This window comes from Escherichia coli DSM 30083 = JCM 1649 = ATCC 11775 (assembly GCF_003697165.2).
GTDB classification, from domain to species: Bacteria; Pseudomonadota; Gammaproteobacteria; order Enterobacterales; family Enterobacteriaceae; genus Escherichia; species Escherichia coli.
In genome coordinates this window covers 4,109,576-4,134,571 of sequence record NZ_CP033092.2, presented here as the reverse complement: position 1 = coordinate 4,134,571, position 24,996 = coordinate 4,109,576, and the positions used below count along the sequence as shown (strand labels likewise).

At 47.6% G+C, this 24,996-nt stretch carries 23 protein-coding genes and 4 pseudogenes; 5 read left to right on the top strand and 22 right to left on the bottom strand.

Annotated elements, in window-relative coordinates; translation table 11 throughout:
- Window positions 1-35 precede the first annotated feature (35 nt).
- From yjhU to EAS44_RS25640, 18 genes and pseudogenes are all read right to left on the bottom strand, one after another.
- Window positions 36-1,022, bottom strand: coding sequence for a sugar-binding transcriptional regulator (gene yjhU, locus EAS44_RS21235; RefSeq protein WP_000373366.1), 987 nt, complete (start codon window positions 1,020-1,022; stop codon window positions 36-38).
- Between the two features lie 346 nt (window positions 1,023-1,368).
- Window positions 1,369-2,718 (bottom strand): GntP family permease, encoded by a 1,350-nt coding sequence (yjhF, locus tag EAS44_RS21230; RefSeq protein ID WP_001128363.1) that lies wholly within the window; start codon window positions 2,716-2,718, stop codon window positions 1,369-1,371.
- A gap of 106 nt (window positions 2,719-2,824) precedes the next feature.
- Window positions 2,825-4,792: a xylonate dehydratase YjhG gene (gene yjhG, locus EAS44_RS21225; RefSeq protein ID WP_000116326.1), complete on the bottom strand. Its 1,968-nt coding sequence runs from the start codon at window positions 4,790-4,792 to the stop codon at window positions 2,825-2,827.
- A gap of 10 nt (window positions 4,793-4,802) precedes the next feature.
- Entirely contained in the window at window positions 4,803-5,708 is a 906-nt protein-coding gene (gene yjhH, locus EAS44_RS21220; RefSeq protein WP_000714563.1) for a dihydrodipicolinate synthase family protein, read from the bottom strand.
- A gap of 4 nt (window positions 5,709-5,712) precedes the next feature.
- The gene (gene yjhI, locus EAS44_RS21215) at window positions 5,713-6,501 is read right to left on the bottom strand and encodes an IclR family transcriptional regulator (protein ID WP_000251798.1); all 789 of its coding nucleotides are present in this window, start codon (window positions 6,499-6,501) and stop codon (window positions 5,713-5,715) included.
- Window positions 6,502-6,803: 302 nt separating this feature from the next.
- Complete coding sequence (gene sgcR, locus EAS44_RS21210) at window positions 6,804-7,586, bottom strand: DeoR/GlpR family DNA-binding transcription regulator (RefSeq protein ID WP_000082780.1); 783 nt, start codon at window positions 7,584-7,586, stop codon at window positions 6,804-6,806.
- A gap of 16 nt (window positions 7,587-7,602) precedes the next feature.
- Window positions 7,603-8,235: a ribulose-phosphate 3 epimerase family protein gene (gene sgcE / locus EAS44_RS21205; RefSeq protein WP_000600622.1), complete on the bottom strand. Its 633-nt coding sequence runs from the start codon at window positions 8,233-8,235 to the stop codon at window positions 7,603-7,605.
- An 11-nt stretch (window positions 8,236-8,246) separates the two neighbouring features.
- Window positions 8,247-8,678 (bottom strand): SgcA family PTS sugar transporter subunit IIA, encoded by a 432-nt coding sequence (sgcA, locus tag EAS44_RS21200; protein WP_000606406.1) that lies wholly within the window; start codon window positions 8,676-8,678, stop codon window positions 8,247-8,249.
- A 130-nt stretch (window positions 8,679-8,808) separates the two neighbouring features.
- Window positions 8,809-9,615, bottom strand: a complete 807-nt coding sequence (gene sgcQ / locus EAS44_RS21195; protein ID WP_000118626.1) for a BtpA family protein SgcQ — start codon at window positions 9,613-9,615, stop codon at window positions 8,809-8,811.
- 12 nt (window positions 9,616-9,627) lie between these two features.
- Entirely contained in the window at window positions 9,628-10,941 is a 1,314-nt protein-coding gene (sgcC, locus tag EAS44_RS21190; protein ID WP_000460843.1) for a PTS sugar transporter subunit IIC SgcC, read from the bottom strand.
- A gap of 11 nt (window positions 10,942-10,952) precedes the next feature.
- Window positions 10,953-11,231 (bottom strand): PTS sugar transporter subunit IIB SgcB, encoded by a 279-nt coding sequence (gene sgcB, locus EAS44_RS21185; protein WP_000722973.1) that lies wholly within the window; start codon window positions 11,229-11,231, stop codon window positions 10,953-10,955.
- On the bottom strand, window positions 11,228-12,349 hold the full coding sequence (gene sgcX, locus EAS44_RS21180; RefSeq protein WP_000010829.1) for a M42 family metallopeptidase: 1,122 nt from the start codon (window positions 12,347-12,349) through the stop codon (window positions 11,228-11,230). Before sgcX ends, sgcB begins: the two co-directional genes overlap by 4 nt.
- A 244-nt stretch (window positions 12,350-12,593) precedes the next feature.
- Window positions 12,594-12,710, bottom strand: a pseudogene (locus EAS44_RS25420) (VOC family protein); the annotation flags it as partial.
- 37 nt (window positions 12,711-12,747) lie between these two features.
- Window positions 12,748-12,966: pseudogene (locus EAS44_RS21175) on the bottom strand (hypothetical protein).
- A gap of 168 nt (window positions 12,967-13,134) precedes the next feature.
- The gene (yjhP, locus tag EAS44_RS21170) at window positions 13,135-13,881 is read right to left on the bottom strand and encodes an SAM-dependent methyltransferase (protein ID WP_000354251.1); all 747 of its coding nucleotides are present in this window, start codon (window positions 13,879-13,881) and stop codon (window positions 13,135-13,137) included.
- A 55-nt stretch (window positions 13,882-13,936) separates the two neighbouring features.
- The gene (yjhQ, locus tag EAS44_RS21165) at window positions 13,937-14,482 is read right to left on the bottom strand and encodes a GNAT family N-acetyltransferase (protein ID WP_001338189.1); all 546 of its coding nucleotides are present in this window, start codon (window positions 14,480-14,482) and stop codon (window positions 13,937-13,939) included.
- A gap of 11 nt (window positions 14,483-14,493) precedes the next feature.
- On the bottom strand, window positions 14,494-14,751 hold the full coding sequence (topAI, locus tag EAS44_RS21160) for a YjhX family toxin (RefSeq protein WP_001054376.1): 258 nt from the start codon (window positions 14,749-14,751) through the stop codon (window positions 14,494-14,496).
- Between the two features lie 490 nt (window positions 14,752-15,241).
- Window positions 15,242-15,373, bottom strand: coding sequence for a hypothetical protein (locus EAS44_RS25640; protein ID WP_001309182.1), 132 nt, complete (start codon window positions 15,371-15,373; stop codon window positions 15,242-15,244).
- A gap of 115 nt (window positions 15,374-15,488) precedes the next feature.
- On the opposite strand from EAS44_RS25640, the pseudogene yjhR reads away from it, so the two are divergent.
- Window positions 15,489-16,729: pseudogene (yjhR, locus tag EAS44_RS21150) on the top strand (helicase YjhR); the annotation flags it as partial.
- Between the two features lie 267 nt (window positions 16,730-16,996).
- On the opposite strand, the pseudogene EAS44_RS25635 reads toward yjhR, so the two are convergent.
- The 4 genes and pseudogenes from EAS44_RS25635 to nanC all read right to left on the bottom strand — a co-directional run.
- Window positions 16,997-17,202, bottom strand: a pseudogene (locus EAS44_RS25635) (restriction endonuclease); the annotation flags it as partial.
- A gap of 109 nt (window positions 17,203-17,311) precedes the next feature.
- Window positions 17,312-18,292 (bottom strand): sialate O-acetylesterase, encoded by a 981-nt coding sequence (gene nanS / locus EAS44_RS21145; protein ID WP_000991455.1) that lies wholly within the window; start codon window positions 18,290-18,292, stop codon window positions 17,312-17,314.
- 64 nt (window positions 18,293-18,356) lie between these two features.
- Window positions 18,357-19,463: an N-acetylneuraminate epimerase gene (nanM, locus tag EAS44_RS21140; RefSeq protein WP_001299704.1), complete on the bottom strand. Its 1,107-nt coding sequence runs from the start codon at window positions 19,461-19,463 to the stop codon at window positions 18,357-18,359.
- 19 nt (window positions 19,464-19,482) lie between these two features.
- Window positions 19,483-20,199: an N-acetylneuraminic acid outer membrane channel NanC gene (nanC, locus tag EAS44_RS21135; protein WP_001295734.1), complete on the bottom strand. Its 717-nt coding sequence runs from the start codon at window positions 20,197-20,199 to the stop codon at window positions 19,483-19,485.
- A 1,453-nt stretch (window positions 20,200-21,652) separates the two neighbouring features.
- Between nanC and fimB the strand changes: the two genes are divergently transcribed.
- From fimB to fimI, 4 genes are all read left to right on the top strand, one after another.
- The gene (fimB, locus tag EAS44_RS21130) at window positions 21,653-22,255 is read left to right on the top strand and encodes a type 1 fimbria switch DNA invertase FimB (protein ID WP_000790583.1); all 603 of its coding nucleotides are present in this window, start codon (window positions 21,653-21,655) and stop codon (window positions 22,253-22,255) included.
- A 476-nt stretch (window positions 22,256-22,731) separates the two neighbouring features.
- A complete protein-coding gene (gene fimE / locus EAS44_RS21125; protein WP_000044711.1) occupies window positions 22,732-23,328 on the top strand; it encodes a type 1 fimbria switch DNA invertase FimE in 597 nt (198 codons plus the stop codon).
- A 480-nt stretch (window positions 23,329-23,808) separates the two neighbouring features.
- Window positions 23,809-24,363, top strand: a complete 555-nt coding sequence (gene fimA, locus EAS44_RS21120) for a type 1 fimbrial major subunit FimA (protein ID WP_000695589.1) — start codon at window positions 23,809-23,811, stop codon at window positions 24,361-24,363.
- Window positions 24,364-24,427: 64 nt separating this feature from the next.
- Entirely contained in the window at window positions 24,428-24,967 is a 540-nt protein-coding gene (gene fimI / locus EAS44_RS21115; protein WP_025893910.1) for a fimbrial protein, read from the top strand.
- Window positions 24,968-24,996 lie beyond the last annotated feature (29 nt).

Sequence of the window (24,996 nt, the reverse complement as noted above, 5' to 3'; positions counted from 1 at the left end):
TGCCCCATATCTACATGGGGCAGTTGTTCATTCTTTTAGTGTGGTAATTCACACGCCAGCAAAAACTCTGCCGTTCCTTCATCAACAATCAGGTCCGTGACATATCCTCCCAGCAGGGCACCCAACGTTGCGTCATAGCCTCTTTCCCCACCAGCAAGGAAGATCTTCCGTTCAATCTGCCTTAGCTGAGCCAGACTGATTCCCAGAATACGCTGGTCAACATCAGCCACGACGGGCATCCCTTCCTTGTCATAGAAGCGACCACAAATGACACCTACTGCGCCTAAATCCCGATACGTCTGCATTTCCTTCTTATTCAGCACGCCCACCCGAATCAGGGGATTTTCATCAAGCGCGTTACCCACGACAAAAAAGGCTTTCGTACAGCGAGTCAGAACGTCAAAATTCGATCGAATAATAGGCTCTGCCTGTAACTCCATGGCCAGTCTGGCGCTTGATACCACGGCGGGCACGTGCAGCGAGGCGACACGGCCTGAAAGCTTGTAGGCGATTTGCGATGAGGATTCAATGATCGTCAGGTCTGGCTGAGATGGCATGGAACCGAGCATCTGTATAACGGTGACATTTTTACATGACTTCGGCGTCATGGTTTTGCTCATCTGATGGATTGTTCTTCCCCAGGCAACCCCCAGCACATCACCATTCTCAATCACCTGATTCAGATACATGCCACCGGCACGTGAAAGGCGAGTCCGCATCAGCTTTGTATCATCACGTTTTCCGGCATGTTCGCCATCCGGCACGATGATCACTCTCTGGAGATTGAATTTATCGCGAATTTGCAAAGCAGCGTCGATAGAGCCAAAGACATTCACATCCAGGTTGATATGAACCAGTCCATTTTCCCGGGCTGTTTGCAGGTATTTGACAACCGTGACGCGGGACACCCCCATGATAGCTGCAACTTCAGTCTGGCTTTTGCCTTCCTGATAGTACAGCCATGTTGCATGAAGTACGGGATCATCATTGAACAGGCTGCTGTTTGTTTGATCTCTATCCACTTTTGTATACCTGTATTAAACCGGGGAAATGCTCATCTTAACCCTGTTTACCCGGAGAGTTGATGCAGATTGCCAGTGGCATGATTTTATACAGATATTTTATTCTTTTACATGAAATAAACCAGCATACCATTTGAGCGATCGCCCGCTGTTCCCCCATACTGTAAAGCCGGAGACATGCTCCGGCTTTACAGTATTACTGAGAATACACCCATCAAGCATAATCGAAGGTTCAATATCGCCCCTTTTTGATCGCCAGCGATTCGTCACCGTGCAGACGGTTGCCGTCACTCACTAAATTATGGGGGACAGTGAACAACAGGTTGGCTCACTGGCAAGAACCCGATTATAAAACTAAGCTGGCGAGCAGAATAAAAATCAGCCCACTGATGGATAAGAGTGTGGACATCAGCGTCCAGGATAACAGCGTTTCTTTGGTGGTCAGGCCAAAAAAGTCTTTAATCATCCAGAAACTGGCATCGTTAACGTGAGAACAAATACAGGATCCGGCACCGGTAGCCAGCGTAATCAAGGCCAGGTTGGTATTGGGATGTACTGCCAACAATGGGATGACCAGACCGGCGGTAGAGATCGCCGCGACGGTGGCTGAACCCAGACAAATACGCAGGAATGCGGCCACGCCCCAGGCCATCAGGATCGGGTTAATATCCATACCCGAAACCAGGGTGGAAATATACTGACCAACGCCAGAGTCGATGAGAACTTGCTTGAATGCACCACCACCACCGATAATCAGCAGCAGACCGGCAATACCCGCGATAGCTTTTCCGCAAGAATCCATCAGGTCAGGGATTGTTTTCCCGCGCCCCAGGCCCATGGTATAGATCGCGAATAGCAGTGAAATCAGCATGGCGATCGTTGAATTACCTAAGAACAGTATCACGTTGTAAAATAAGCCTGAATCCGCGGCACTTTTGGCATGAGTCATCTGGATGATGGTGACAACCGCCATCAGGATCACCGGCAGCATTGCCGTGAGAAAACTGATCCCAAAGCCTGGCATTTCGCTTTCGCTGAATCGGCGGGTCGCGCCGAGAGAGGCTATATTCCCCTCTTTTTTAAAGGCGTCCGGAATAATGCGCTGGCAGAATTTATTCAATACCGGGCCGCAAAGAATAAAGGTTGGAATGCCGACAATGATACCGTATATCAGTACCAATCCTACATCAGCGCCATATTCCCTGGCGATAACAGTCGGGCCGGGGTGCGGCGGCAAAAAACCGTGTGCGACCAGCAAACCAGAAAGCATCGGCACACACATAAACATCGGTGATATTTTTGCTTCACGGGCAATAGCGAATAAAATAGGTACCAGAAGAATTAAACCGACTTCGAAAAAAAGTGCGATACCGACAATAAACGCCGAACAGACCACTGCCCAGTCAAGTTTATTTTTCCCGAAATAATTCAGCATGGTCAGCGCTATTCGCTGCGCACCACCCGCATCGGCCAGCAAGCGACCGAGCATAACACCGAAGCCAAATATCAAACCAATATGGCCCAGCGTACCGCCAAGTCCGGATTCGACTGAGGTGACGACTTTACTCAAATCCATACCACTGGCGATGGCGACAGCAATCGAGACAATAATTAACGAAACAAACGTATTAAGCTTAATTTTTATGGTTAAAAGCAGGAGTAAAGCAATCCCTGCCACAACGATAATTAGTGGCATAACGTCCTCTCATAACAGGGTAGCGACCCATCATTATCCGACTGAGCAAATAACGAATGATGCAGAGTCGGATAATTCAGGTGTCTGGATGTTTTTATTTATGCTTTCAGTTTTTATTCATAAAATCGCGCAAAGCCGCGCCAATTTTGTTTACATCATAAATACAACCGGTCCATGTCCCACCACTCACGGCCTGAAGCATTGCCCATAGCCGGGTATCATCTGGCAATTCAGGATCGGGAAGTAAATCCTGATGGCTGGGTCTGGCATTTAATATTGCAGTTGCCTCCTCCTGTGAAGGTAATTGTTCATCGCTACGGGTTCCGAGGAAATTGACTTCGCCGTGAAGCTCGCGACAATCAATTTTAATTTCAATTAAATCCCCGGTGCGTAATTTACCGATGGGGCCTCCGGCCAGCGCTTCTGGCCCCACATGGCCGATGCACGCGCCAGTAGAAACGCCCGAGAAACGTGCATCGGTGATTAACGAAACATGCTTACCGTATGACAGATGCTTCAGGGCACTGGTAACCTGGTAGGTTTCTTCCATCCCTGTACCTGAAGGTCCAACGCCAATAATGACCAGAATATCGCCCGCCTTGATCTTGTCATGTTTGATATCGTAAATCGCACTTTTCTCGGACAGATAAACCTTCGCCACACCTTTATGGTAATAGATACCTTGCTCATCAATCATCGAGGGGTCAATGGCGGTGGATTTGATCACCGAACCTTCTGGCGCAATATTGCCCACCGGGAAGGTGATAGTTGAGGTTAATCCGCGCGCTTTTGCTTGCTGCGGAGACATGATCACTTCGTCAGCGTTGATTTGTTCCTGATCGAGCAGGAGTTGCTTGAACCGCTGACGCCGTTCGGAGTGCTCCCACCAGTCGAGGTTTTCTTTCAGCGTGCTGCCGGTAACCGTCATAACGTCTTCATGCAACAATCCGAGGCTGCGCAGATGCAACATGACTTCCGGCACACCACCTGCCATAAAGGCATTGACCGTTGGATGATAAACCGGGCCATTAGGCAGTACGCTCACCAGTCGGGGCACGCGCTTGTTGATGCGGATCCAGTCATCAACGGTCGGGATATGGCAACCTGCCTGGTGAGCAATTGCCGGGATGTGTAACAGCAGGTTTGTTGAACCACCGAACGCGGCATGGACCGTCATCGCATTCTCTATCGCTTTATCGGTGAGAATTTCCCGGGTGGTGATGCCTTTTTGACTCAGGTTCAGCGCAGCTCGCGCGGAAGCTCTGGCGATCTCCCGCCACACAGGCTCACCGGAAGGGGCCAGGGCTGAATGTGGGATTGCCAGCCCCAATCCTTCGGCCACCACCTGAGATGTCCCGGCAGTGCCCAAAAATTGACAGCCGCCGCCGGAAGAGGCACAGGCTTTACAGCCCGCACGGCGTGCGTCCTGTAGAGATAATTCGCCATTGGCGAAGCGTGCGCCAATGGTTTGCACCTTGCCGTTGTCTTCTCCATCCTTTGCGGGCAGCGTCGCGCCGCCGGGGACCAGCACGGTTGCGATGTTGTGCTGCGCGGCGAGTGCCATCATGGTGGCCGGAAGCCCCTTATCGCAACTCGCCACACCAATAACTGCTTTCGCGTCGGGCAGAGAGCGAATAAGGCGGCGCATTACCATCGATGCGTCATTTCGGTATGGTAGCGAATCAAACATCCCCGTTGTACCCTGAGTACGCCCGTCACAAGGATCGGAGACGTACACGGCATAGGGCAGGGCATGGTTGGCTTTAATAACCTCGGCCGCCGCTTTCATCTGGATGTCCAGTTCGTAATGCCCCTGGTGCAACGCCAGCGCCACGGGTTTACCGTCTGCGCCGCGTAAGCCACCGAGTGTACTGAGCAGTAAAATACCGTCCCGATCCAGCTCGTCCGGAGACCAACCCATTCCGGCATTCATGGTCATACCGAACAGATCCCCGCTCGGGCGGTTGATAAGCATCTCTGCGGTTAATGGGAGTTCGCCGTCCGGGCCATCGGCGTGCGTTCTGACGGTGTAAATATCGTGGCTCTCGTCAGCAAAAATATTGCGAACAGACATGAGTTTCTCCTCAGACTGGTAAAATGCCCTGCGCGGTAAGCAGCACGTGGACTTTATCTTTTGCTTCTTCAGATGCTTCAAGAATCGGTGGTAAGCAATATGTCTCTACAGGCAGCCCGACACACTGCATGCTGTATTTGATCAGTGAGACAAACGGTGTTTCGAGGGCGTAAATAGCGGGCAGTTGTAGTAGTTTTTTATTCAGCGTCGCAGCGGTCGCCAGATCGCCTTCACGCCAGGCGCGGTAGATGCCGACGGAGAGTTCCGGAGCAAAGTTAGCGCTGGCGGTTATCGCACCGTCGCCGCCCAGCAGCATCGTATTCAGCAAATGATCATCGTAACCGCAGAATACCGAAAACGACGGGCGTACCGACTTAACTGTGTTGATCATCGTACGCAAGTGACCAACGCTGTCGATGGTGTCTTTGATGCCAACGATATTCTCGTTTTGCAGAGCCAGACGCGTCACGGTTTCCGGGGTTAAGTCCTGACCCGTCAGATCCGGAAAGTTGTACAGGATCACCGGTAGGGTGACGCTACGGGCGATCTGCTGGTAATAGTCGTCAAGATTTCGTGGTGCGACTTTCCAGTAGTAGGGGTTGATGGCGACGATACCATCAGCGCCGTAGGCTTGCGCATGCTGCGCCAGTTTGACCGCTTCGTCAGTGGAAGGGGAACCGACGCCAATCAATACCGGCACTCGCCCGTCGACAATGGTTACAGCTTCTTCGGCGAGTGCCATGCGCTGGGCTGTATTCATTTGGCTAAATTCACCACCGGTACCCAGATAAAACAGCCCGTCGACCCCTTTATTAATCAGGAAGTCGGCAACTTCGCGCATTGCCTTTTTATCAAGGGTTCCGTCACGATGAAACGTGCTGGATACCGGTGGAATAATGCCGCTGAATTTTTTCATTACCTCAGTTTCCTTTTCGTAAGTGCTCATTTTCGTTTCTGTATCCCAGCCCATATGATATTTGCTCAGCGCATTTCCGGAGCAATTCCAGATAGCTGTCTATCTTATTTCCTGAATAAACTACCGGATCGCCAGAAAGTGAGATTGCATAGTTAACTCTGTTATACATATTGAATACCGGCATACTTAAACATACCGCCCCATAGGTTGATTCTTCGTTGTCTATGGCCCATCCCCGAAGGCGTGTTTTTTGTAATTCTTCCAGAAACAATTTTTTATCGGTAAATGTATTGCGCGTATGTGGAGTTAACGTGAGTGCTTCTAAAAAATAATCCAGTTCTTCTCGTGTCTTCCAGGCTAATAATGCCTTACCCAACGCGGTAATATGCAACTCAAGTTTTTTGCCAATCCAGCTTTTGCTCGTCGGTACAGAGTCCGGACTTTCGATCTTGTCGAGATAGATAGCCGAAATGCTCTCCATCGCCCCAAGATGACAAACCAGTCCACTTTTCAGCGACAACTCCTGCATTGGCCGCTTAGTCACCTCAAATATATTTTGACGGTGTAACGCCTGACAACCCAATTCGTAGTTTTTTATTCCCAGTGAATAGTAGCCGTTTTTGTTTTTAATTAAGAAACCACAATCCACCATTACATTCAATAAATTAAGCAGGCTGCTTTTGGGGTACTGGAATTTATTTAATAACTCCATATAACTTGCCATACCAACCCATGCAATGTGGGTTAATATTTTTTCAGCACGGACTAATGAATTACACCCTTTGCGAACCATAATGGCTCCTCCTTGCTCATGGAATAAATGGTATCGGCATTACATAGTGGAAAATATGCTTTGTTCAGCATGCTGAACCGTAATGATGTGATTAAATGTGATCTTGTACACACTTTGAATAATGAATCCAGAACAGCCACATTTAGTGAATGAGAATAAAAAGTAGATGGCGTGTTGTTGCAACATCGTAGTGTGTGGATTGCGCCTAGAGCTTCTTTATTCGTTCGAGCGCATCGCCAATATTTTCTATTGGGTGCCATTGATTATTTTTGCTTGAAATCCCTCTCGAATGAACTTACTTATCACTTTATTGAATGAGGTAAAAACAACTGACATCCGGCTCGCTGATAACGCTGTGCAATAGTCTCAGGTAACCCGCTGTCACTGATGATCGTTTTAATACATGATAGTGTTGCTACAGCATGCGGCTCAACGGCATCAAATTTTGAGTGATCGGCCATGAGAATAACTTCACGCGAGCGTTGAATAATCCGTGTTTTCACCCCGACCTCAAACATGGTGGCATTGGTGATCCCCGTCTCCAGCGACAGCGCATCGCAGGAGATAAACGCACGTTCTACGGAAAAGGCATTGATCATCTCCAGCGCCAGACTCTCTCCTACCGAAAAATAACCTGGGCGAATCAGTCCTCCGATAATGTAACTTTCCACATGGGGAAAACAGCCCAGTTCATTGGCGATTTTAATGTCGTTGCAGATGACCTTTACCCGCGCATCGGCCAGGCATTTCGCCAGTTCAAGGCAGGTTGAGCCGGAGTCGAGAAAAAAGCAGTCGCCATCTTTGATCATTGTTCGGGCAAGGGCAGCTATTTCTCTTTTCGCCACAGATTGCAATGTACGTTTCACGTCGAAGACGTACTCTTTGTCGTCTGTACTGTCGTCGAAGTCCAGGCAACCGTGACCGCGGATCATGCCTGGATACTGGTTGACAATATACTGGAAATCACGACGGACAGTCGCTTCCGCATAGCCAAAAAGCTCCATGGCCTGCTGTGTGGAGAGGTGACGATGTTGCCACAGGTAGTGCAGCATCTGTTTGATACGGTCAGGTCTCTGTTGGCTCATCAGAAACAATCTCCTCTTACAGGGTGGCGAATTGAGCTAAGGTCGCGCGATAGTCAGATGAAGAGAACAGGGCGCGCCCAATCACCATATGTTGCGCCCCAGCTGCTGCCAGTTGCTGTGCAGCTGCCAGCGTAATTCCACCGTCGGCCCAGCACTCGGTCTGAGGAAAAGCCGTGCGTACTTTTTGGATTTTCTCGCACATGGAGGGAATAAACCGCTGTCCCTGCCCATCGGGCTCACTGGTCATCACCATCACTCCGTCCAGCTCAGACGCCAGATATCGCCAGGCGTCGATCGGGGTTGCCGGATTAAATACCAGTCCGGCTCGTGCGCCGGTATGGCGGATCTCAGTTAACGTTTCCGAAGGATAGTCCAGCGTTTCTGCATGAACGAAGATCCACGCGGGTCTGATTTCAGCCAGCGCGTTAAACCAGCGCTGTGGCCGGGCAAGCATGAAATGAAAGGACAAGGGATGAGGCGTCTGTCTGGCGACGGCCTGCACCGTTTTCATCCCAAACGTAATGTTGTTAATGAAGCTGCTGTCCTCAATATCCAGATGCAGGCTCCCAAAATCCAGATTGTCCAATGCCGTCAGCTCACGACCATAGTGCAGAGGATTTGCGCTGGCGAGAGAAGGGTGCAGGATCATAAGCGCCTCCGTTAACCTGATACCAGCGCAAACAGTGCATCGTCTGTGCTGGCATTTCCCACTGCCGTTAAGCGTTGTGGCGAATCAATAAACTGGCTGATGCGCTGAATGGTCAAAATATGTGCGTTGGCATCCGTGGCGCTGACGCAGAGAAGCAGCCAGACGGGGTCGCACTCCTCGTTACCAAAGGCGACCGGGGTGCGTAGCGTGGTGATACTGACCTGATTATAGTTTGCGCCTTGCTCTGGTCGGGCGTGAGGCAAGGCGATTCCTGGGGCTATCAGATAATAAGGCCCCCAGTTAAGGGTATTTTCGATGATCCCATTAACGTAGCATGGCTGCGCGGCACCATAGGCTACCAGCGGGCGGGTGGCGATTTCCACGGCCTGACGCCAGTCGGTGGCTTTACGTTGTGCCTGTACCCATTTAATATCGTTAATCATCCGTCGTTGACTCCATGCCGATTCGGGTTAATCTGGTAGCGATCCCCGTCGATACTTTTGACGAAGGCGGCAGGGATCGCAGAAGGGTTATTGCTCTTTGCCGGGGATAAGCGCTCTGCTTATCCCCATCTTATCGGCGTATATGATGCACTTTCTCCATAAACTGACTGACTCGCGCCTGGTCAACGAAATTGGCAAAAACGCCGTCCTTTTTAAAGGTGGTTGCGGTCACACAGCCATCGGCGATACTGAGTTGTTCCTCCACGTTTTCCAGGCAGACGCCCGTGTTGGCCAACACGACGGTGTCAGGCACCGTTTCTTTGACCCGTTTTAACAGCGCGCTGTCGGTACGCGTCCCGGCGGTCAGGCCAGAAACACAGAGCGCATCAGGATGGTTGTTAAATACTGTCGATTTAGCAATAGAACAGATATCGCGATTGCCCAGATACACGGCGGCCTCTGGGACGATATTGAACAAGGTTTTCACTTCGCCTGCACCAATCCGGTGTTGATGACGGATGGTCTCACCGACGTTAGTGTCCCAGACGCCAAAGTCGCTGGCATAGGCACCGGTAAATATCTCGCGGATAAACTTAGCGCCGGTAGCCATCGCCAGGTCGAATGAGGCGACCGGATCCCACAGAACATTCACGCCAAACGGGATGCGGATATCGCTCATTAATTGCCCGATGATTCGTGCCATTGCCGCAGTGGTTTCCGGACGCACCTTCGTGAGATAGGGAAGACTAAACTCGTTGGAGAACATGACTGCATCCACCCCACCATTTTGGAGCGCCATCAGATCGTCCCAGGCTTTGTCGATAACCCAGTTCATCCCCAACTGCGCATCAAAACTCGGGTCGCCGGGCAATGCACGTAGATGGCACATGGCGATGACCGCTTTTTCCGTCCCAATAACCTCTTTCAGCCAACTCATTGAAAGTACTCCTTATTCCGATAATTCACGTTTACGTAAGAACAGCACGACGCTGGCGACAATACCGACCGCCACGACAACGCCAATAATCCCAAGCGACATCAATTCAGAAATCGACCAACCGAACATATTGCCCACGGACAACGCTGAGATTTGCGCACTTTCACCGGCAAAACTGAAACCGCCTTTGAGCGCCATTTCAGTGAAGTAAGGCGCGAACTGGGTGGCGATCAGCAGGACGGTAATCATCACGATGACCCCGCTTATCAACGTCCTGACCAGGTCTCCGCGGTGGATAACCGTAGCCATACAGATAAAGAACGGTGCTACCGGCAGGTCTGCGAGGGGTAACACTTTGTTGCCCGGTAAAATGCTGGCCAGAATTAACATAATGGGTATCAGTAGCAGACCGACAGCAATGGTGGTTGGATGCCCCAGCGTCACAGCAGTATCCAGACCGATATACACTTCACGTCCTTTGAAATATTTCTGGAAGAACTTTCTTGCACCGTCGGAGATGGGCAGCAGGCCCTCAACAATCAGGCGGATCATGCGCGGGAACAACACCATGATTGCCGCAACGGTAATCATCAGACTGGCGCAACCTTTAAAGCCTTCACCAGCCGCCAGGCCAAAAATCAGACCGAGCACTACGCCGATAATCACCGGATCGCCGACCATGCCGTAGCGTTTCTGGATCTCCTGAGCATCGATATTGCGTCCCTTCATGAAAGGGATTTTTTCATAGATAGCATCAAGTAGAACGAAAAGCGGTACTGAACTGGAACCGTAGCCTTGCGGTATCGAAATACCTTCCAGCCCGACGATGTTCTGTACCCGTTTTGCCGTCCAGTCGGCCATTTTTAACGATAGCGCCGCATGGCAGATTGCCCCCAGCACACCATAAATCAGGCTACCGGTCATAAGCTGGACCACCGTACCCGTAATGGCGTAGTGCCAGTAATTGTAAATATCGACGTTCATCGTTTTGGTCAGACGGGTGACCAGCATGGCGACATTGAGAAGAAAAATAACTGGGATAATCATGGCGCCAATGGCTGTCGCATAACCAACGCCGGAGGCAGGGCCTGCGCCAACGTCAAAGACATGCAGGGCTAGGCCGAAACGCTCAATCATCACTTTGATAGGGGGACTGAGGCTGTCGATCGCCATGACGATCACCAGTCCCATACCGACAAAACCAATCCCAACCGTTACCCCTGCCTTAATCGCCTGCAGCCAGGGGATGCGGAAGATAAGGCCAATCACGATCATGATGATAGGGACGAAAACGGTACCGCCGAGAGACAGGATGTAATCAAACATAATGCCTCCTTTTATTGAGTTAACAGAGCCTTGATTTGTTGTTTTAACGCGTCGTCGTTGATCCCTGTGAGCAGGGCGGCGCCATTAAGCGTAGGGATGCCGTAATCACTGTTGGTTCGCATGGAGGTTACAATAAGGTCCATACCGTTACAGTTAAGAGGGATCTCATTCAGACAGCATTGGGCGGTAGTGGCTGAAATGCCCTGTTCAGTCAGGAACTCTTGCAGCTTGTGTGCAATCATGGTTGAAGTCGACATGCCGGTACCGCATGCCACAAGGATCTTTTTCATAATGGATGTGCCTCTTGTGTAGTGCCTGAATCAGGCTCAACGGGGAAATGTGCTGCTGACATACCTGCCAGAGCGGTCAATAGGCGGATGCAATCAGTCAAATCACGCAGGCTGGCAACCTCCGCCGGAGAATGGGTATAGCGACAAGGAATAGAGAGACTGGCGCAGGGAATACCATCCTGCTCAACCTGGATATAACCGGTTTCTGTTATCACGCCGGGAGCCACTTCTCGCTGCACCGGAATGTTGTGTTCAAGAGCCGTCTGTTCCAACATCCGTATCAGGCGAGGAGGCGTGATTAATCCGGCCAGCGTTCCCCGACCATGGTAGTTCAGGCAGGTGATCCCAACGCCCTGATTAATCCTGACCTCGGAATAATCGTGTAAATCAGGGGTGTCACACGATGGAGTGATATCAATACCAATCGCCAGGTCAGGTTTTACACGGCGTAATACGGGAACAATGCCGCGGATATTAAATTCTTCCTGTACCGAAGCCACCAGATAAACGGCGATATCAAGCTCCATAGTACTGATAGCATCCGCTACACCGAGCAGGGCAGTACAGCCCAGACGATCGTCTAGTGCTTTACTGCACACCAGATCGTTTGCCAGGAGTTGCGGCGGGTTATACAGAGTGACAGGCGTACCGACCTGAATGCCCATCCGTATAGCGTCGTCTTTGTCTTTGGCACCAATATCAATCCACAGTTTGTCGACAGAAGGTGACTGCGTGCGCTCGTCGCCTTTGGCAAAGTGGTAGGACTTAATGCCGATACACCCCATGACTGGCCCTTTGTCCCCGGTGAGGGTGACGATGGAACCAGCCATAGTGACCTGCGCAGGACCGCCTACGCGTTCAAAGCGTAAAAATCCAGACGGCTCTATTTTGCGCACCATAAAACCGACTTCATCCATATGCGCAAAAATCATCAGTCGCAGCGCATCGGGTTTATCACTACCGTAGCGCGCGACGACATTCCCAAGCCTGTCTCGCCAGACCTCTTTTGCCTGACGCCTGAATTCGCACAGCATGACGTCAGCGACAGCGTTTTCGTGTCCTGAAATCGCATTGTGCTGCAAAAGCGAGAACAGGGTTTCCTGCACAGAAAATGACATAGCTATCTCCGTAGACCGTAAAACAATCACTCGTTGAGCGTTTTATAGGCGCAGACTGGTCGAATAATTGTGAGAACGTTCACGTGAAAACGCGCAAAGCTGAACAAATAAAAAATTATGTGAGCCGAGTGGAATAAAAGCGCTCAACGTTTGTGAAAGTTACGGGCTGGAGAGACCAGTGATTATGGTTGAAATAATGAGGATGAATAAAACGCGGTAACTGTTATAGCACCACTTTGTTGCAGGACGCTCCCTCTTCATTACGTCCTGCACGTGGATACCCCAGCATCTCCATCAGCGGATCTTAGAATGTAATGGCGCGTGGCAGGTCGTTGGTTCCCAGCATAATGTAAGAAAACATCGGATCTCCTGAATAGATTCAGAGGGAGTATAGATAATCAGCTCAAATCACTCTCCGCTTTATGAGCCCAGGCTGGCATTGCCGTCAGATAACGTTTTGCACGCTTATGTGCTTCCTCCGGGCCGACTTTTTGCCAGGAATCAAGGAAGCTGGCTAAACCTGATACCGCTTCTTCCCAGGGTTTGAGATTGCCGTTGCTGTCGCTGCATTACGCACAATATTGATCACTGGCACTGTGTGCATCTGGTGCCGACATCGGCATTCCGCAAGCCTGACAGAACTGTTCATGTTGTGACATATGATGCTCCTTATGGTGACATCTTGATTAATAAACATACTGAATATGTATTGTGCAGGTGATACATCAGATCAAAGCAAAGGTAAAGCCTCGATATTTCCAGCCAGAAATACCGGGAACCTGTTGTTACCGGGCGATGAGTGCGAACACGCCCCAGCCAAAGCATTCCCGCGCGTAGGTCACGTAGCGTTTCGGCGCGATGTTTAGTTCGGCCCTGACTTCGGCGGCGAAGTCATCGTCAGGATTCGCTTCCAGCCAGCGGCGCATGGTCAGCCATTTTGCGGCTTCATACCGGTCCCAGCCTTCCTGGTCTGCCAGTACCATTTCCACCACGTCATAGCCGAGATCGTCGAACGCTCCGACAAGTCCTGGCAGCGTCAGGAAATCGCTTGTCGAGCTGACGCCGCAGGCCTGGGCTATTTCTTCTGTTGCTGGTAGCTGACGCCAGTAGGGTTCGCCGATAAGCATGATCCCGCCCGGTTTCAGGCTTTGCGCTAGCAGCTCCTCCGCCCCGGCAAACCCACCGGCAATCCATGTCGCGCCGACGCAGGCCGCCACGTCACATTTTTCATTTGCGACGTAACCGGCCGCATCGTTATGAATAAAATGTACGCGTTCGCTGACGCCGAGTTCTTCCGCGCGACGCTTTGCCTGCGCGGTGAAGAGCGAACTCATGTCGATGCCAGTCCCCGTAATGCCATGATCCCTGGCCCAGGTGCAGAGCATCTCGCCCGAGCCGCTGCCGAGGTCAAGAATGCGGGTGCCCGGCTTCATGCGCAGCACGCGACCCAGCGTGGCGTACTTCTCTTCGGTGAACGGGTTATGGATGCGGTGTTCACTTTCGCTGATGGTAAAAATACGTGGGATATCCATTATTTAATTCCTGTTATTGGGTTAAGCCTTAAAAAGGACACAACAAGATTGTTATTCACGTCAGTGCTCCGGTTTCATCAGGGTCTGCGCACCGGATGTGGCCGGTCAGGGTCATGGGCTGAGCGGTGAGTGATTGCATCATCCAGCAGGCTTTGTGCTCCTCCGGGATGGGATAAGGTGCCGGATAGCCTTTGTCTCCGGCACAGGGTTCGAACCCATGTCGGGGGTAATAGGTGGCGTGGCCGAGAACAAAAACCGTCTGGCAGCCCATCAACCTCAGGTGCTCGATGCCAGTGCGTATCAACCGTCCTCCCACGCCCATCCCTTGGTATTCCGGTATGACCGCCAGGGGAGCGAGGATGTGCATCAACGGTGAATCCATTTCTCCTTTGAAGGTTGCCCGGGTAAATAAAATATGCCCGACGGCTTTGCCTTCATACCGGGCTAGCAGCGATAACGCGGGGCGCGCGCTTTCATCCTCAAGTAAAGAGGTCACTAAATCGGCTTCTTTGCTAAAGCCAAATGCGCGGGTTTCGACTTCCCGGATATCACTGGCATCACTTTTATCTGTGATATGAAAAGTGAAGTGGTGTACTGTCATAGAAACTCTCCTTAGCGATTATCGAGCTGAGCGCGAACTTTATTCAGCTCGGTGGTGTTGATTCGATAGGGCTGGCCATTGACGGACTTGATAAGTTTTTTGGTTTTGAGTTTTTTGAAGACGGCGAGCGTGCAGTCGGTCAGCAACAGCCCTTCGCGGCTGTAGCATTCAACGGAAGTGACGCGGCCTGAAGAATCGCGGACGTGCGCAATACGTCTACCTTTAGCGAGAACGTGTAAGGTATGTTGTTCCTGACGGGATAAATTCATACTGAAGAACCTATTTAATCATCATGTGCAAAACGTGCAAACACACCGCGGTGTCCGCATTCGATTTCGGCGCATTGATAATCAGTCCGGCCTGAAAAGGTCGGGGAACTGATTATCGGATGATTACATTCTCCAGCATCAAAGCCTCGGGTTGAGTTGAAAGGTATTTACGGAGCGAATATTAACACGTAGTTATAGGAGGGATATGTTTCAGTAGAAAAAGTGTGATGTACTTTGGAAATTGAATGCCAACCCATTTACTGGAAAAGGCAGATGACACTGACGAATGCATGTTGAAGTACGCCTGAAATGGCCTCATCGGCTTTTCCCTTCGGGAGATTATTCTCCTTTTGTTAAATCCAGAACATAAATATGCTCACCCATCTTCGATGCTTGAAAAATTGAAGCCAATCCTGATAAGTAATTTTTTTGAAAGGGTATTTTCCGGATTCACACCGGCTTTGATGAGTGAAAAACCGTTCTCTTTTATTCAGTCAATCGTGGCGGTAATTGCTTCAATTGCATATCCCTGGCGAGCATAAGCGGGACTGATGGTATAGCCGAGCCAAAACACATCGCATTGCTGACGTAAATAGATATCACCAATCAAAACCTGCGTCATTTGTTGACAATGGCCAATTGAATATCGCGAGCAAGTGTAAGAACTCCCAGCAAGACCCTGTAAATAATTCTGTGTAACTGCCCACGATTAAAGGTGGCCGCTCAGGCGGTCACCGTATTCGATAATAAATGGGTCTGGAAAAAGTGCAGCATCTGGCAGCGTAATGCAGGTAGCCCAGTTCAACTCTCACTACCAGTATGATCCCAAGTTCGAGCGCGGAATGTATCTGTATGAGCATCGTCGCTGTTTCAATAACATCATCGACTACTGTAACTCACTTTGCTATCACGGTAAGTTGCAGCCTAAAAGAGGGATGGAAAAAGGACGATTTTCCCCGCAATGGGATATTTACATATTGATGGTAGAGGCATGAAGCCAAATGGAGGGAGCCGTCATAACCCTCTTGAAGCTGAAACAATAGCAGCATGGCTGGTGGCACATAAGGATGATATAGAGCGCCATTACGGGGAACCACTGTACAAAGTTGTTGGTGTTGTGACGCCATTTTCGGCGCAGGTTAATGCTATCAAAATGTCATTGCGTAAGCTGGAAATTAATGGCAAAGACGAGCAGGGTTTACTGACAGTGGGGACTGTGCACTCCTTGCAGGGGGCGGAAAGGGCGATTGTTCTCTTTTCTCCTGTCTACTCAAAACATGAAGATGGCAGGTTTCTTGATAGCAACAGCACTATCCTCAATGTTGCTGTCTCACGCGCTAAAGATAGTTTTCTGGTATTTGGCGATATGGACCTTATCGAGATGCAGCCCGCATTTTCGCCGCGAGGGTTATTGGCAAAATATCTCTTTTCTTCAGATAATAATGCGTTGCAATTTGAGTTTCAGAAACGACAGGATTTAATTTCCGCACATACACAAATTTCAACGCTGCATGGTGTGGAGCAGCATGATGAATTTTTGAACAAGACTCTTGCCGGAGCTCAAAAGAAAATAACGATTATTTCCCCTTGGTTATCCTGGCAAAAAGTGGAGCAAACGGGATTTCTGGCATCAATGGCTTTGGCCCGTTCCCGGGGCATTGATATTACCGTGGTGACGGATAAAAACTGCAGTATAGCGCATGTCGATGATGATAAGCGTCAGGAGAAACAACATCTGCTGAATGATGCTGTTGAAAAGCTCAATAAGATGGGTATCGCTACGAAATTGGTTAATCGTGTTCACAGCAAAATTGTGATTGAGGATGAAGAACTGCTGTGTGTCGGATCTTTTAACTGGTTCAGTGCTACACGGGAAGATAAGTATCAACGATACGATACGTCTTTGGTGTACCGTGGTGAAGGCGTAAAAAATGAAATAAAGGCAATATATGGTAGTCTGGATCAACGTCAGCTTTAAATGTGATGAGCCGTTCATGATACAGGAGTAGTAAAGGGCATATTTTACCAATGTTAAGGCGACTTTCCGTTTTATTGCGAGTCGCCTTTCCTGATTATAAATCTTATTGTTTACCTAATCATTTTCCTTTGCATAATGCGCCTGGGATTAATGGCGGGTGCTTTTAGGAATGAAAGAAAATGCAAGCAATAATATAATAATGGCCTAATTTCTTTGAACATCATTAAGCATATCATCATCGTCTATTTGCCAGAATCCGTCGACTTATAATCGCCAGAACGGCATATCAGGACGGTGCTGCGAACGCTGTGGCCCAAAACGTTCCAGTAAACTGTGTAGATGTTCGTAGATTTCCGAGCCATAATCGAAAAGGCGCGGATGTCTATTAAGGCACCCGGCTAATCTGTAAGCAATAACAACGGTTTATGCGGTGCGCGTTTTTCACCCTTGTGCCAGATTATTATATTGGCAATTGCCTGCTGTTCGAGCCCGCAAGTGAAGAGATATTACCTTGATCTCATTTGTTTTTTGTTGTCTACTCTGAGAACGAACAAGGACATCCCCCATGAATAAACTCCCCGCTCACCTTTCGCGCCAAAACTGCAAAATTGCTTCTACAAATCTGTCAGAAATAATCCCCCGACGGGCTGCAGTGCTGAAATGACTGCTTCGCAGTGCCGTCGTCCAGTTCTCCGGTGACCGGTACGCTGAACCGTAATATCCCGTGCTTAAATCGTCCGGGTCTTCATCAGGCGCGTTCGTCAGTCCTCTTTCACCTTGTTGCTGGAAGTCGACGAAAATAATATTGGCTAAAACATTATTTTGATAATTGCCATAAATAGCTTCATACGAATGCGGGAAATTTTCTTTCCAGTACCAGGTGGTATCGCCGCAAAACCACGGCGCGTCAGTAATATTATTAAGCTGAGAATGGTATTGTTTTAGATCCCTACGAAAGGCTTCAACCATATGATTAAAGTGTTGAGGGTGTGACGCGTAGTCACTGGTCATTAAGTCAAATTCGCCTTGCATCCAGCATACGCCGAGGAATTTGTTCTGCGGATTTTTTGCCAGTGCGGCTCGCGTTCTGCTGACTAAATCCTGGTACAGCGGAGTATCCGTTCCCCAACGACAAGCATCATGGCTGGCTCCGTGCCGTTCTGAATATGTCCCTTCGCTGCCCGCGGTAAAAGCCGATCCGCCACGGCAACACGGAACGATAAGAATCCCTGCATTATCAGGAATGAAGGGCAGTAATTTCCGTGCAATATGCAGTGCCTGGCCAACGGTGCCGTACTGTGTTTGATGATTCGTTGCCAGAGGATGGTGATAACCCTGCATATCCTGAACATCGTGTGGGCAGTGAGTCAGTGGAATAATGTCGTTAAAGTGACATGGCGGGCCTCCGGGATGCGTATGCGCAAATCTCGCTAATTGTTTAATTCTGGAATGAGGCGCATCTTCCCTGTCCGGTAATGGCAGTCCTTCGCCATACGCCATGGCATTAGACTGACCAGCAACGGTAAGAACATAGTAATAATCGGGCGATATTATTGCGTTCATATAATTTTCGCGTAATACAAATGACAAATTGATAGCAGGGCCCCTTTACCGGGGCCCTGAAGCGTTAGTTTTGTACTGTGACTTTATTATCCTTCACAGAAATTAAAACTGAATCCGTCACCGCTTTGCCGCCTGCAGTTTCACCGCCAATAATTAATAAACTATTATTCCAGGGCAATGATACTCCGTAGGCCCGACCTTGCGATAATTCACCCGATTTATCCCATTTCCCGTTATGCCAAAGATGAATATCAGTGCTATATGATTTTTTCAGGCCTTCATGCGCATAGTTCTTACCGTTCTGGTAATTTTCTCGTGAACCTTTGAATCCGGCCCCTCCGGCAAATATAAGAGAATCATTGCTTATCCCCGCAAAACCGCCAGCGACGCCATCTGGTGATGAGACGGGATCAAGCTTATTCCATTTTAAATTATTACCGGTGAAATCAAGTTCAAATACGGCATCCGTTCGCAATCCTGGTTTGGCTTCGCCATTAATAAGCCAGGTTTTATCACCTTTATTCACAACCGCCGCACCAGCCGTTCCGTACCAGGGTGATTCGCCAGCGTAACTCCATTGCTGTGTTGAGGGATCAAAAGACAACAGAAACTTATTGAAGAAATAATCTTCTGCTTTTTTGTCAAAATAGTGGGCGTTGATTTTATCTATAGCGGTTGAATCTTTTCCAGCCTCGTTGAGATCTTCAAAATAGCCATTGAAGATATTCTGGTTAACACCGCCAGTAACATAAGCCTTGCCGTTGTGTACAAAAGTCACATGGCCCGCCATGCCCATCGGCGCGTGCGACATCAATTTAACCCAGCTATTGGTTTTGGGGTTGTATTTGTGTACATCATTAAATACCTGAGTCAAGCCCTCGCTGTTTTTGCCAATGCCGCCAAACACATACAGATTGCCATCAATAAATGCAGAGGTTGCTTGATCTCTTGGTCCGCCAGGGAATGCAGCTAACGCTGTCCATTTTTTATCTTTGGCCTGTGTATCCAGCTTGTACCATGCCGTACCTGCGCTACCTAAACCAATGTAGACAGTGTCGTTATCAATTGCTCCGGTACCACTTTTAAATGGCACAGGAGTTTCCGGTAATACAGACGCGTTTGCGGCAAATGAAGCCATCATGATAGCAAGCGCCGTTATTGTTTTATTCATTGTGACTGTCTCCTGTCTACTACAGTTTAAATGACACACCAATGCGATAACTGTTTTCCGATAAATTATCTCTGCCGTTGTAAACACCCTGACGGTCAAGGTAGTCATATTCTATGTATGGCGTAATATCGGGCGTCATATGGTATTGTAGAACAAATGCATTTTCCGTCGCCCATTTCTTATGGTTTGCATAGCGATAATCGTTCTGTTTGCTGTATAGCGTGGTTTGCCATGCGAAGGTGAAATCACTATTAATATGGTAAGTGACATATCCATCCCAACGATGAACGTTATCACGAGACATATCACCGGATAAGTCTTGTTGTCGGTAAGCTTTCCAGTCGTAACGATAGCGAATGCCAAAATTAAGATCTTTTGTCGCGTCCCAGGACAGTTTTACGTAGGGTCCGTAGCGTGTGCCGTTGCTGCTAAAATGCGTTAACATTCCCGGGCGCACCGTCCATTGATCATCAAGTTTAATCGCGTAATTAACTTCAACCTGAACATCATTGAGTGCGGCATTTTCCTTTTTATTATCATGAATGGTATTCCAGGTATTACTTTCCATACTTGCCCACCATCCATTTTGCCATCCCTCACTGACTTTGAGTCGAGTCTCATAGGCGTGGCTTCCACTACGATATCCACCACGTACGTCCAGTGTCGCAGCCTGAGAAATTAATGGTGACGAAAAGCACAGTAATAATACGCCAGAAAGTATTTTAGCCTTTTTCATAAATTTCACTCATTTGTAGGATACAGAAAGCAATACAAAGCCCGCATAAACAATTAGCATTTATGTTGTGTAATATTTTTTTGCCAGGCTTATAGTGTCTTTGGCAACCGGTAGCTGTATTTTATTTTTTTTTGTATAATGTCTCCTGTGAAAAGTCTCTTTCCACATTATTTAAATAAACAGAGAGCCAGATTAAATACCTGAGTATAAAATCTATTCTGATGTTTAATTGATTTGAATGTTCGTAAGCTATATCACTTACTCAATCCATTTTACCCGGAGTCATAAAATAGAGTGTCTGTTGATCTCATTTTCATATTCCTTTCAGACTGAAGTGCGTTTTCATCACCCGATGAGAAAGAACTGAAGTGATGTTTGCCATAGATTACGAGATGCCCAGTCTCATTGACTATCTTGGTGCACCTTTATACCTGTTATACCAGATCAAAAATCACGCAATCCATACAACAAAACCAGATTTGCAATTCGTGTCACAAAATATGTCGATCTTTTTCTAAGAGGAAGATGCCATGTGAAGCCAGACGAACACTTGCGGTGGTCTTCAAAAACTAAAGATCTTCGTTTAACTATTTGTTATATAAATAATTTATTTAGAGTCTAAACAAGGAAGCTTTGCAAGCTAACTCAGTGAGCTTGGTGAAAATCAGTGTTTACCCGCCATCAGGCTGAGCATAATTCTCATCATGAAATATGTTTCCTGGTTTGTGGCTTGTAACTGGTCACTTCTGAAGTCGATCTGGAGAGGCTTGTTGATGTTGGTGTTTTCAGGATGATGTTTCACTTAGTTTGTTTGCCGTATCGCCCGGCGAATAGCTGTGATTGAGGAAGGTTTAAGTCGTAGTGACCAAAGCCATAGTTACCAACGGATGTAGATGAAAAAGCGTCGCCTGCGTTCCCCCATATCTCCAGGATAAACAGGAATGTAACAATCTCATGGCCTAAGCTGACGAACCAGGCAGGAATAATCGCTAGGGATCTAAGAATTAGCATGATAATAGCCACTAAGAAATTACTGCGTTCCGTGAAATAGCCATTTTGTGGCAAATGCAGTTGACTAATAATGTCATATGTGAGACGGCTAGTTGAACGAATATTAAATTTTGCTGAATTTTTTATGTTGATTTTACTTGTTACAGAACATATCACATGATATATAGATAAGATTAGTTGCATTAATGATGAGGGTTATTATTAGATTCGTACCCGATTGATAAATATATAAAGGTACATAGCATGCAAGAGCATAGCGTTTGTATGGCAACGTTATTATAATTAACTGTTGCTACTCCATTTAAGTTCACTCAGAAGAACTGGTCCACTTACGTTAGTTATTAAGCAAACGTTCGCTTTTATAAACATAATCAGGATAAAAATGTTGGATTATTGCTAACCCAGCACAGCTAGTGCGCGTCTGTAATTATAAGGGAAAACGATGAAGAATAAGGCTGATAACAAAAAAAGGAACTTCCTGACCCATAGTGAAATCGAATCACTCCTTAAAGCAGCAAATACCGGGCCTCATGCAGCACGTAATTATTGTCTGACTTTGCTTTGTTTTATTCATGGTTTCCGGGCGAGTGAAATTTGTCGATTGAGGATTTCGGATATTGATCTTAAGGCAAAGTGTATATATATCCATCGATTAAAAAAAGGCTTTTCAACAACGCACCCGCTATTGAACAAAGAAGTTCAGGCTTTAAAAAACTGGTTGAGTATCCGTACTTCGTACCCGCATGCTGAGAGCGAGTGGGTATTTTTATCGCGTAAGGGGAATCCGCTTTCTCGGCAACAGTTTTACCATATTATCTCGACTTCCGGTGGTAATGCCGGGTTGTCACTGGAGATTCATCCGCACATGTTACGCCATTCGTGTGGTTTTGCTTTGGCGAATATGGGAATAGATACGCGACTTATCCAGGATTATCTTGGGCATCGCAATATTCGTCATACTGTCTGGTATACCGCCAGCAATGCAGGGCGTTTTTACGGCATCTGGGATAGAGCCAGAGGACGACAGCGTCACGCTGTTTTATAGAGATAGTTGAGATACCAGGGATGGTGTTAAAAACTACATTATTCTTACGATATATCAAAAATGATTAACCATTTATTAATTGATGTTATTGTAAGTGTGATTCTTAATTATCATAATAAACATTAAGTTAACCATATCCATACAAAATACAATGGTTTATGTTCTTCAAAATAAATAAACAAAATCATTCATAAATTTACACATCACTTAAATTCATCTGTTTTCACATTTTTTCTTTATTTTTTAAGCAACTGGAAGTTAATCCACTGCAATCTATTGTTATATTGAATCAAATCAATGAAAATAGATGTTATCACATCAGTGATATTTTATTTTTGTATGATATTTAATGTAATTGACTGATAGCCACATCACTTCGTGTGTGGTTATCTTTTTATCTATTGGGCTAATTTTGACCGATTGAGGTTTCCTATAGGTATTCATTCAAATATATCTCAGTCAGGAGTACTACTATTGTGAGTAAACGTCGTTATCTTACCGGTAAAGAAGTTCAGGCCATGATGCAGGCGGTTTGTTACGGGGCAACGGGAGCCAGAGATTATTGTCTTATTCTGTTGGCATATCGGCATGGGATGCGTATTAGTGAACTGCTTGATCTGCATTATCAGGACCTTGACCTTAATGAAGGTCGAATAAATATTCGCCGACTGAAGAACGGATTTTCTACCGTTCACCCGTTACGTTTTGATGAGCGTGAAGCCGTGGAACGCTGGACCCAGGAACGTGCTAACTGGAAAGGCGCTGACCGGACCGACGCTATATTTATTTCTCGCCGCGGGAGTCGGCTTTCTCGCCAGCAGGCCTATCGCATTATTCGCGATGCCGGTATTGAAGCTGGAACCGTAACGCAGACTCATCCTCATATGTTAAGGCATGCTTGCGGTTATGAACTGGCGGAGCGTGGTGCAGATACCCGTTTAATTCAGGATTATCTCGGGCATCGAAATATTCGCCATACTGTGCGTTATACCGCCAGTAATGCTGCTCGTTTTGCCGGATTATGGGAAAGAAATAATCTCATAAACGAAAAATTAAAAAGAGAAGAAGTTTAATTTAACTTATTGATAGTAAAGGTAAAAAACAAATAAATACAAGACAATTGGGGCCAAACTGTCCATATCATAAATAAGTTACGTATTTTTTCTCAAGCATAAAAATATTATAAAACGACAAAAAGCATCTAACTGTTTGATATGTAAATCATTTCTCTTGTAAATTAATTTCACATCACCTCCGCTAAATGTAAAGCTAACGTTTCTGTGTCTCGAAGCAACTTCCTCATTCTTCTCTCCAAAAAACACCTCATGCAATATAAAAATCTATAAATAAAGATAACAATAGAATATCAAGCCAACAAATAAACTGAAAAAGTTTGTGCGCGATGCTTTCCTCTATGAGTCAAAATGGCCCCAAATGTTTCATCTTTTGGGGGGAAACTGTGCAGTGTTGGCAGTCAAACTCGTTGACAGAACAAAGTGTACAGAACGACTGCCCATGTCGATTTAGAAATAGTTTTTTGAAAGGAAAGTAGTATGAAAATTAAAACTCTGGCAATTGTTGTTCTGTCGGCTCTGTCCCTGAGTTCTACAGCGGCTCTGGCTGAAACTACACCCACGACGGTAAATGGTGGGACCGTTCACTTTAAAGGGGAAGTTGTTAACGCCGCTTGCGCAGTTGATGCAGGCTCTGTTGATCAAACCGTTCAGTTGGGCCAGGTTCGTACCGCTAGTCTGAAGCAGACTGGAGCAACCAGCTCTGCTGTCGGTTTTAACATTCAGCTGAATGATTGCGATACCAGTGTTGCCACAAAAGCAGCTGTTGCCTTCTTGGGGACTGCGATTGACAGTGCTCATCCTAAAGTACTGGCTCTGCAGAGTTCAGCTGCGGGTAGCGCAACAAATGTTGGTGTGCAGATACTGGACAGAACAGGAAATGAGCTGACGCTGGACGGTGCGACATTTAGTGCACAAACAACCCTGAATAACGGTACCAACACCATTCCGTTCCAGGCGCGTTATTATGCAATCGGCGAGGCAACCCCGGGTGCTGCTAATGCGGATGCGACCTTCAAGGTTCAGTATCAATAACCTACCCAGGTTCAGGGACGTCATTACGGGCAGGGATGCCCACCCTTGTGCGATAAAAATAACGATGAAAAGGAATAGATTATTTCTATTAGCGTCGTTGCTGCCAATGTTTGCTCTGGCCGGAAATAAATGGAACACCACGCTGCCCGGCGGAAATATGCAATTTCAGGGCGTCATTATTGCGGAAACTTGCCGGATTGAAGCCGGTGATAAACAAATGACGGTCAATATGGGGCAAATCAGCAGTAACCGGTTTCATGCGGTAGGGGAAGATAGCGCACCGGTGCCTTTTGTTATTCATTTACGGGAATGTAGCACGGTGGTGAGTGAACGTGTGGGTGTGGCGTTTCACGGTGTCGCGGATGGTAAAAATCCGGATGTGCTTTCCGTGGGTGAGGGGCCAGGGATAGCCACCAATATTGGCGTAGCGTTGTTTGATGATGAAGGAAACCTCGTACCGATTAATCGTCCTCCAGCAAACTGGAAACGGCTTTACTCAGGCTCTACTTCGCTACATTTCATCGCCAAATATCGTGCTACCGGGCGTCGGGTTACTGGCGGCATCGCCAATGCCCAGGCCTGGTTCTCTTTAACCTATCAGTAATTGTTCAGCAGATAATGTGATAACAGGAA

Excerpts from the sequence above, each read along its gene's own strand:
- yjhF (WP_001128363.1), bottom strand. The coding sequence starts at position 2,718 with ATGCCACTAATTATCGTTGTGGCAGGGATTGCTTTACTCCTGCTTTTA.
- yjhG (WP_000116326.1), bottom strand. The coding sequence starts at position 4,792 with ATGTCTGTTCGCAATATTTTTGCTGACGAGAGCCACGATATTTACACC.
- yjhH (WP_000714563.1), bottom strand. The coding sequence starts at position 5,708 with ATGAAAAAATTCAGCGGCATTATTCCACCGGTATCCAGCACGTTTCAT.
- yjhI (WP_000251798.1), bottom strand. The coding sequence starts at position 6,501 with ATGGTTCGCAAAGGGTGTAATTCATTAGTCCGTGCTGAAAAAATATTA.
- sgcR (WP_000082780.1), bottom strand. The coding sequence starts at position 7,586 with ATGAGCCAACAGAGACCTGACCGTATCAAACAGATGCTGCACTACCTG.
- sgcE (WP_000600622.1), bottom strand. The coding sequence starts at position 8,235 with ATGATCCTGCACCCTTCTCTCGCCAGCGCAAATCCTCTGCACTATGGT.
- sgcA (WP_000606406.1), bottom strand. The coding sequence starts at position 8,678 with ATGATTAACGATATTAAATGGGTACAGGCACAACGTAAAGCCACCGAC.
- sgcQ (WP_000118626.1), bottom strand. The coding sequence starts at position 9,615 with ATGAGTTGGCTGAAAGAGGTTATTGGGACGGAAAAAGCGGTCATCGCC.
- sgcC (WP_000460843.1), bottom strand. The coding sequence starts at position 10,941 with ATGTTTGATTACATCCTGTCTCTCGGCGGTACCGTTTTCGTCCCTATC.
- sgcB (WP_000722973.1), bottom strand. The coding sequence starts at position 11,231 with ATGAAAAAGATCCTTGTGGCATGCGGTACCGGCATGTCGACTTCAACC.
- sgcX (WP_000010829.1), bottom strand. The coding sequence starts at position 12,349 with ATGTCATTTTCTGTGCAGGAAACCCTGTTCTCGCTTTTGCAGCACAAT.
- yjhP (WP_000354251.1), bottom strand. The coding sequence starts at position 13,881 with ATGGATATCCCACGTATTTTTACCATCAGCGAAAGTGAACACCGCATC.
- yjhQ (WP_001338189.1), bottom strand. The coding sequence starts at position 14,482 with ATGACAGTACACCACTTCACTTTTCATATCACAGATAAAAGTGATGCC.
- topAI (WP_001054376.1), bottom strand. The coding sequence starts at position 14,751 with ATGAATTTATCCCGTCAGGAACAACATACCTTACACGTTCTCGCTAAA.
- EAS44_RS25640 (WP_001309182.1), bottom strand. The coding sequence starts at position 15,373 with ATGACGCAGGTTTTGATTGGTGATATCTATTTACGTCAGCAATGCGAT.
- nanS (WP_000991455.1), bottom strand. The coding sequence starts at position 18,292 with ATGAACGCAATAATATCGCCCGATTATTACTATGTTCTTACCGTTGCT.
- nanM (WP_001299704.1), bottom strand. The coding sequence starts at position 19,463 with ATGAATAAAACAATAACGGCGCTTGCTATCATGATGGCTTCATTTGCC.
- nanC (WP_001295734.1), bottom strand. The coding sequence starts at position 20,199 with ATGAAAAAGGCTAAAATACTTTCTGGCGTATTATTACTGTGCTTTTCG.
- fimB (WP_000790583.1), top strand. The coding sequence starts at position 21,653 with ATGAAGAATAAGGCTGATAACAAAAAAAGGAACTTCCTGACCCATAGT.
- fimA (WP_000695589.1), top strand. The coding sequence starts at position 23,809 with ATGAAAATTAAAACTCTGGCAATTGTTGTTCTGTCGGCTCTGTCCCTG.
- fimI (WP_025893910.1), top strand. The coding sequence starts at position 24,428 with ATGAAAAGGAATAGATTATTTCTATTAGCGTCGTTGCTGCCAATGTTT.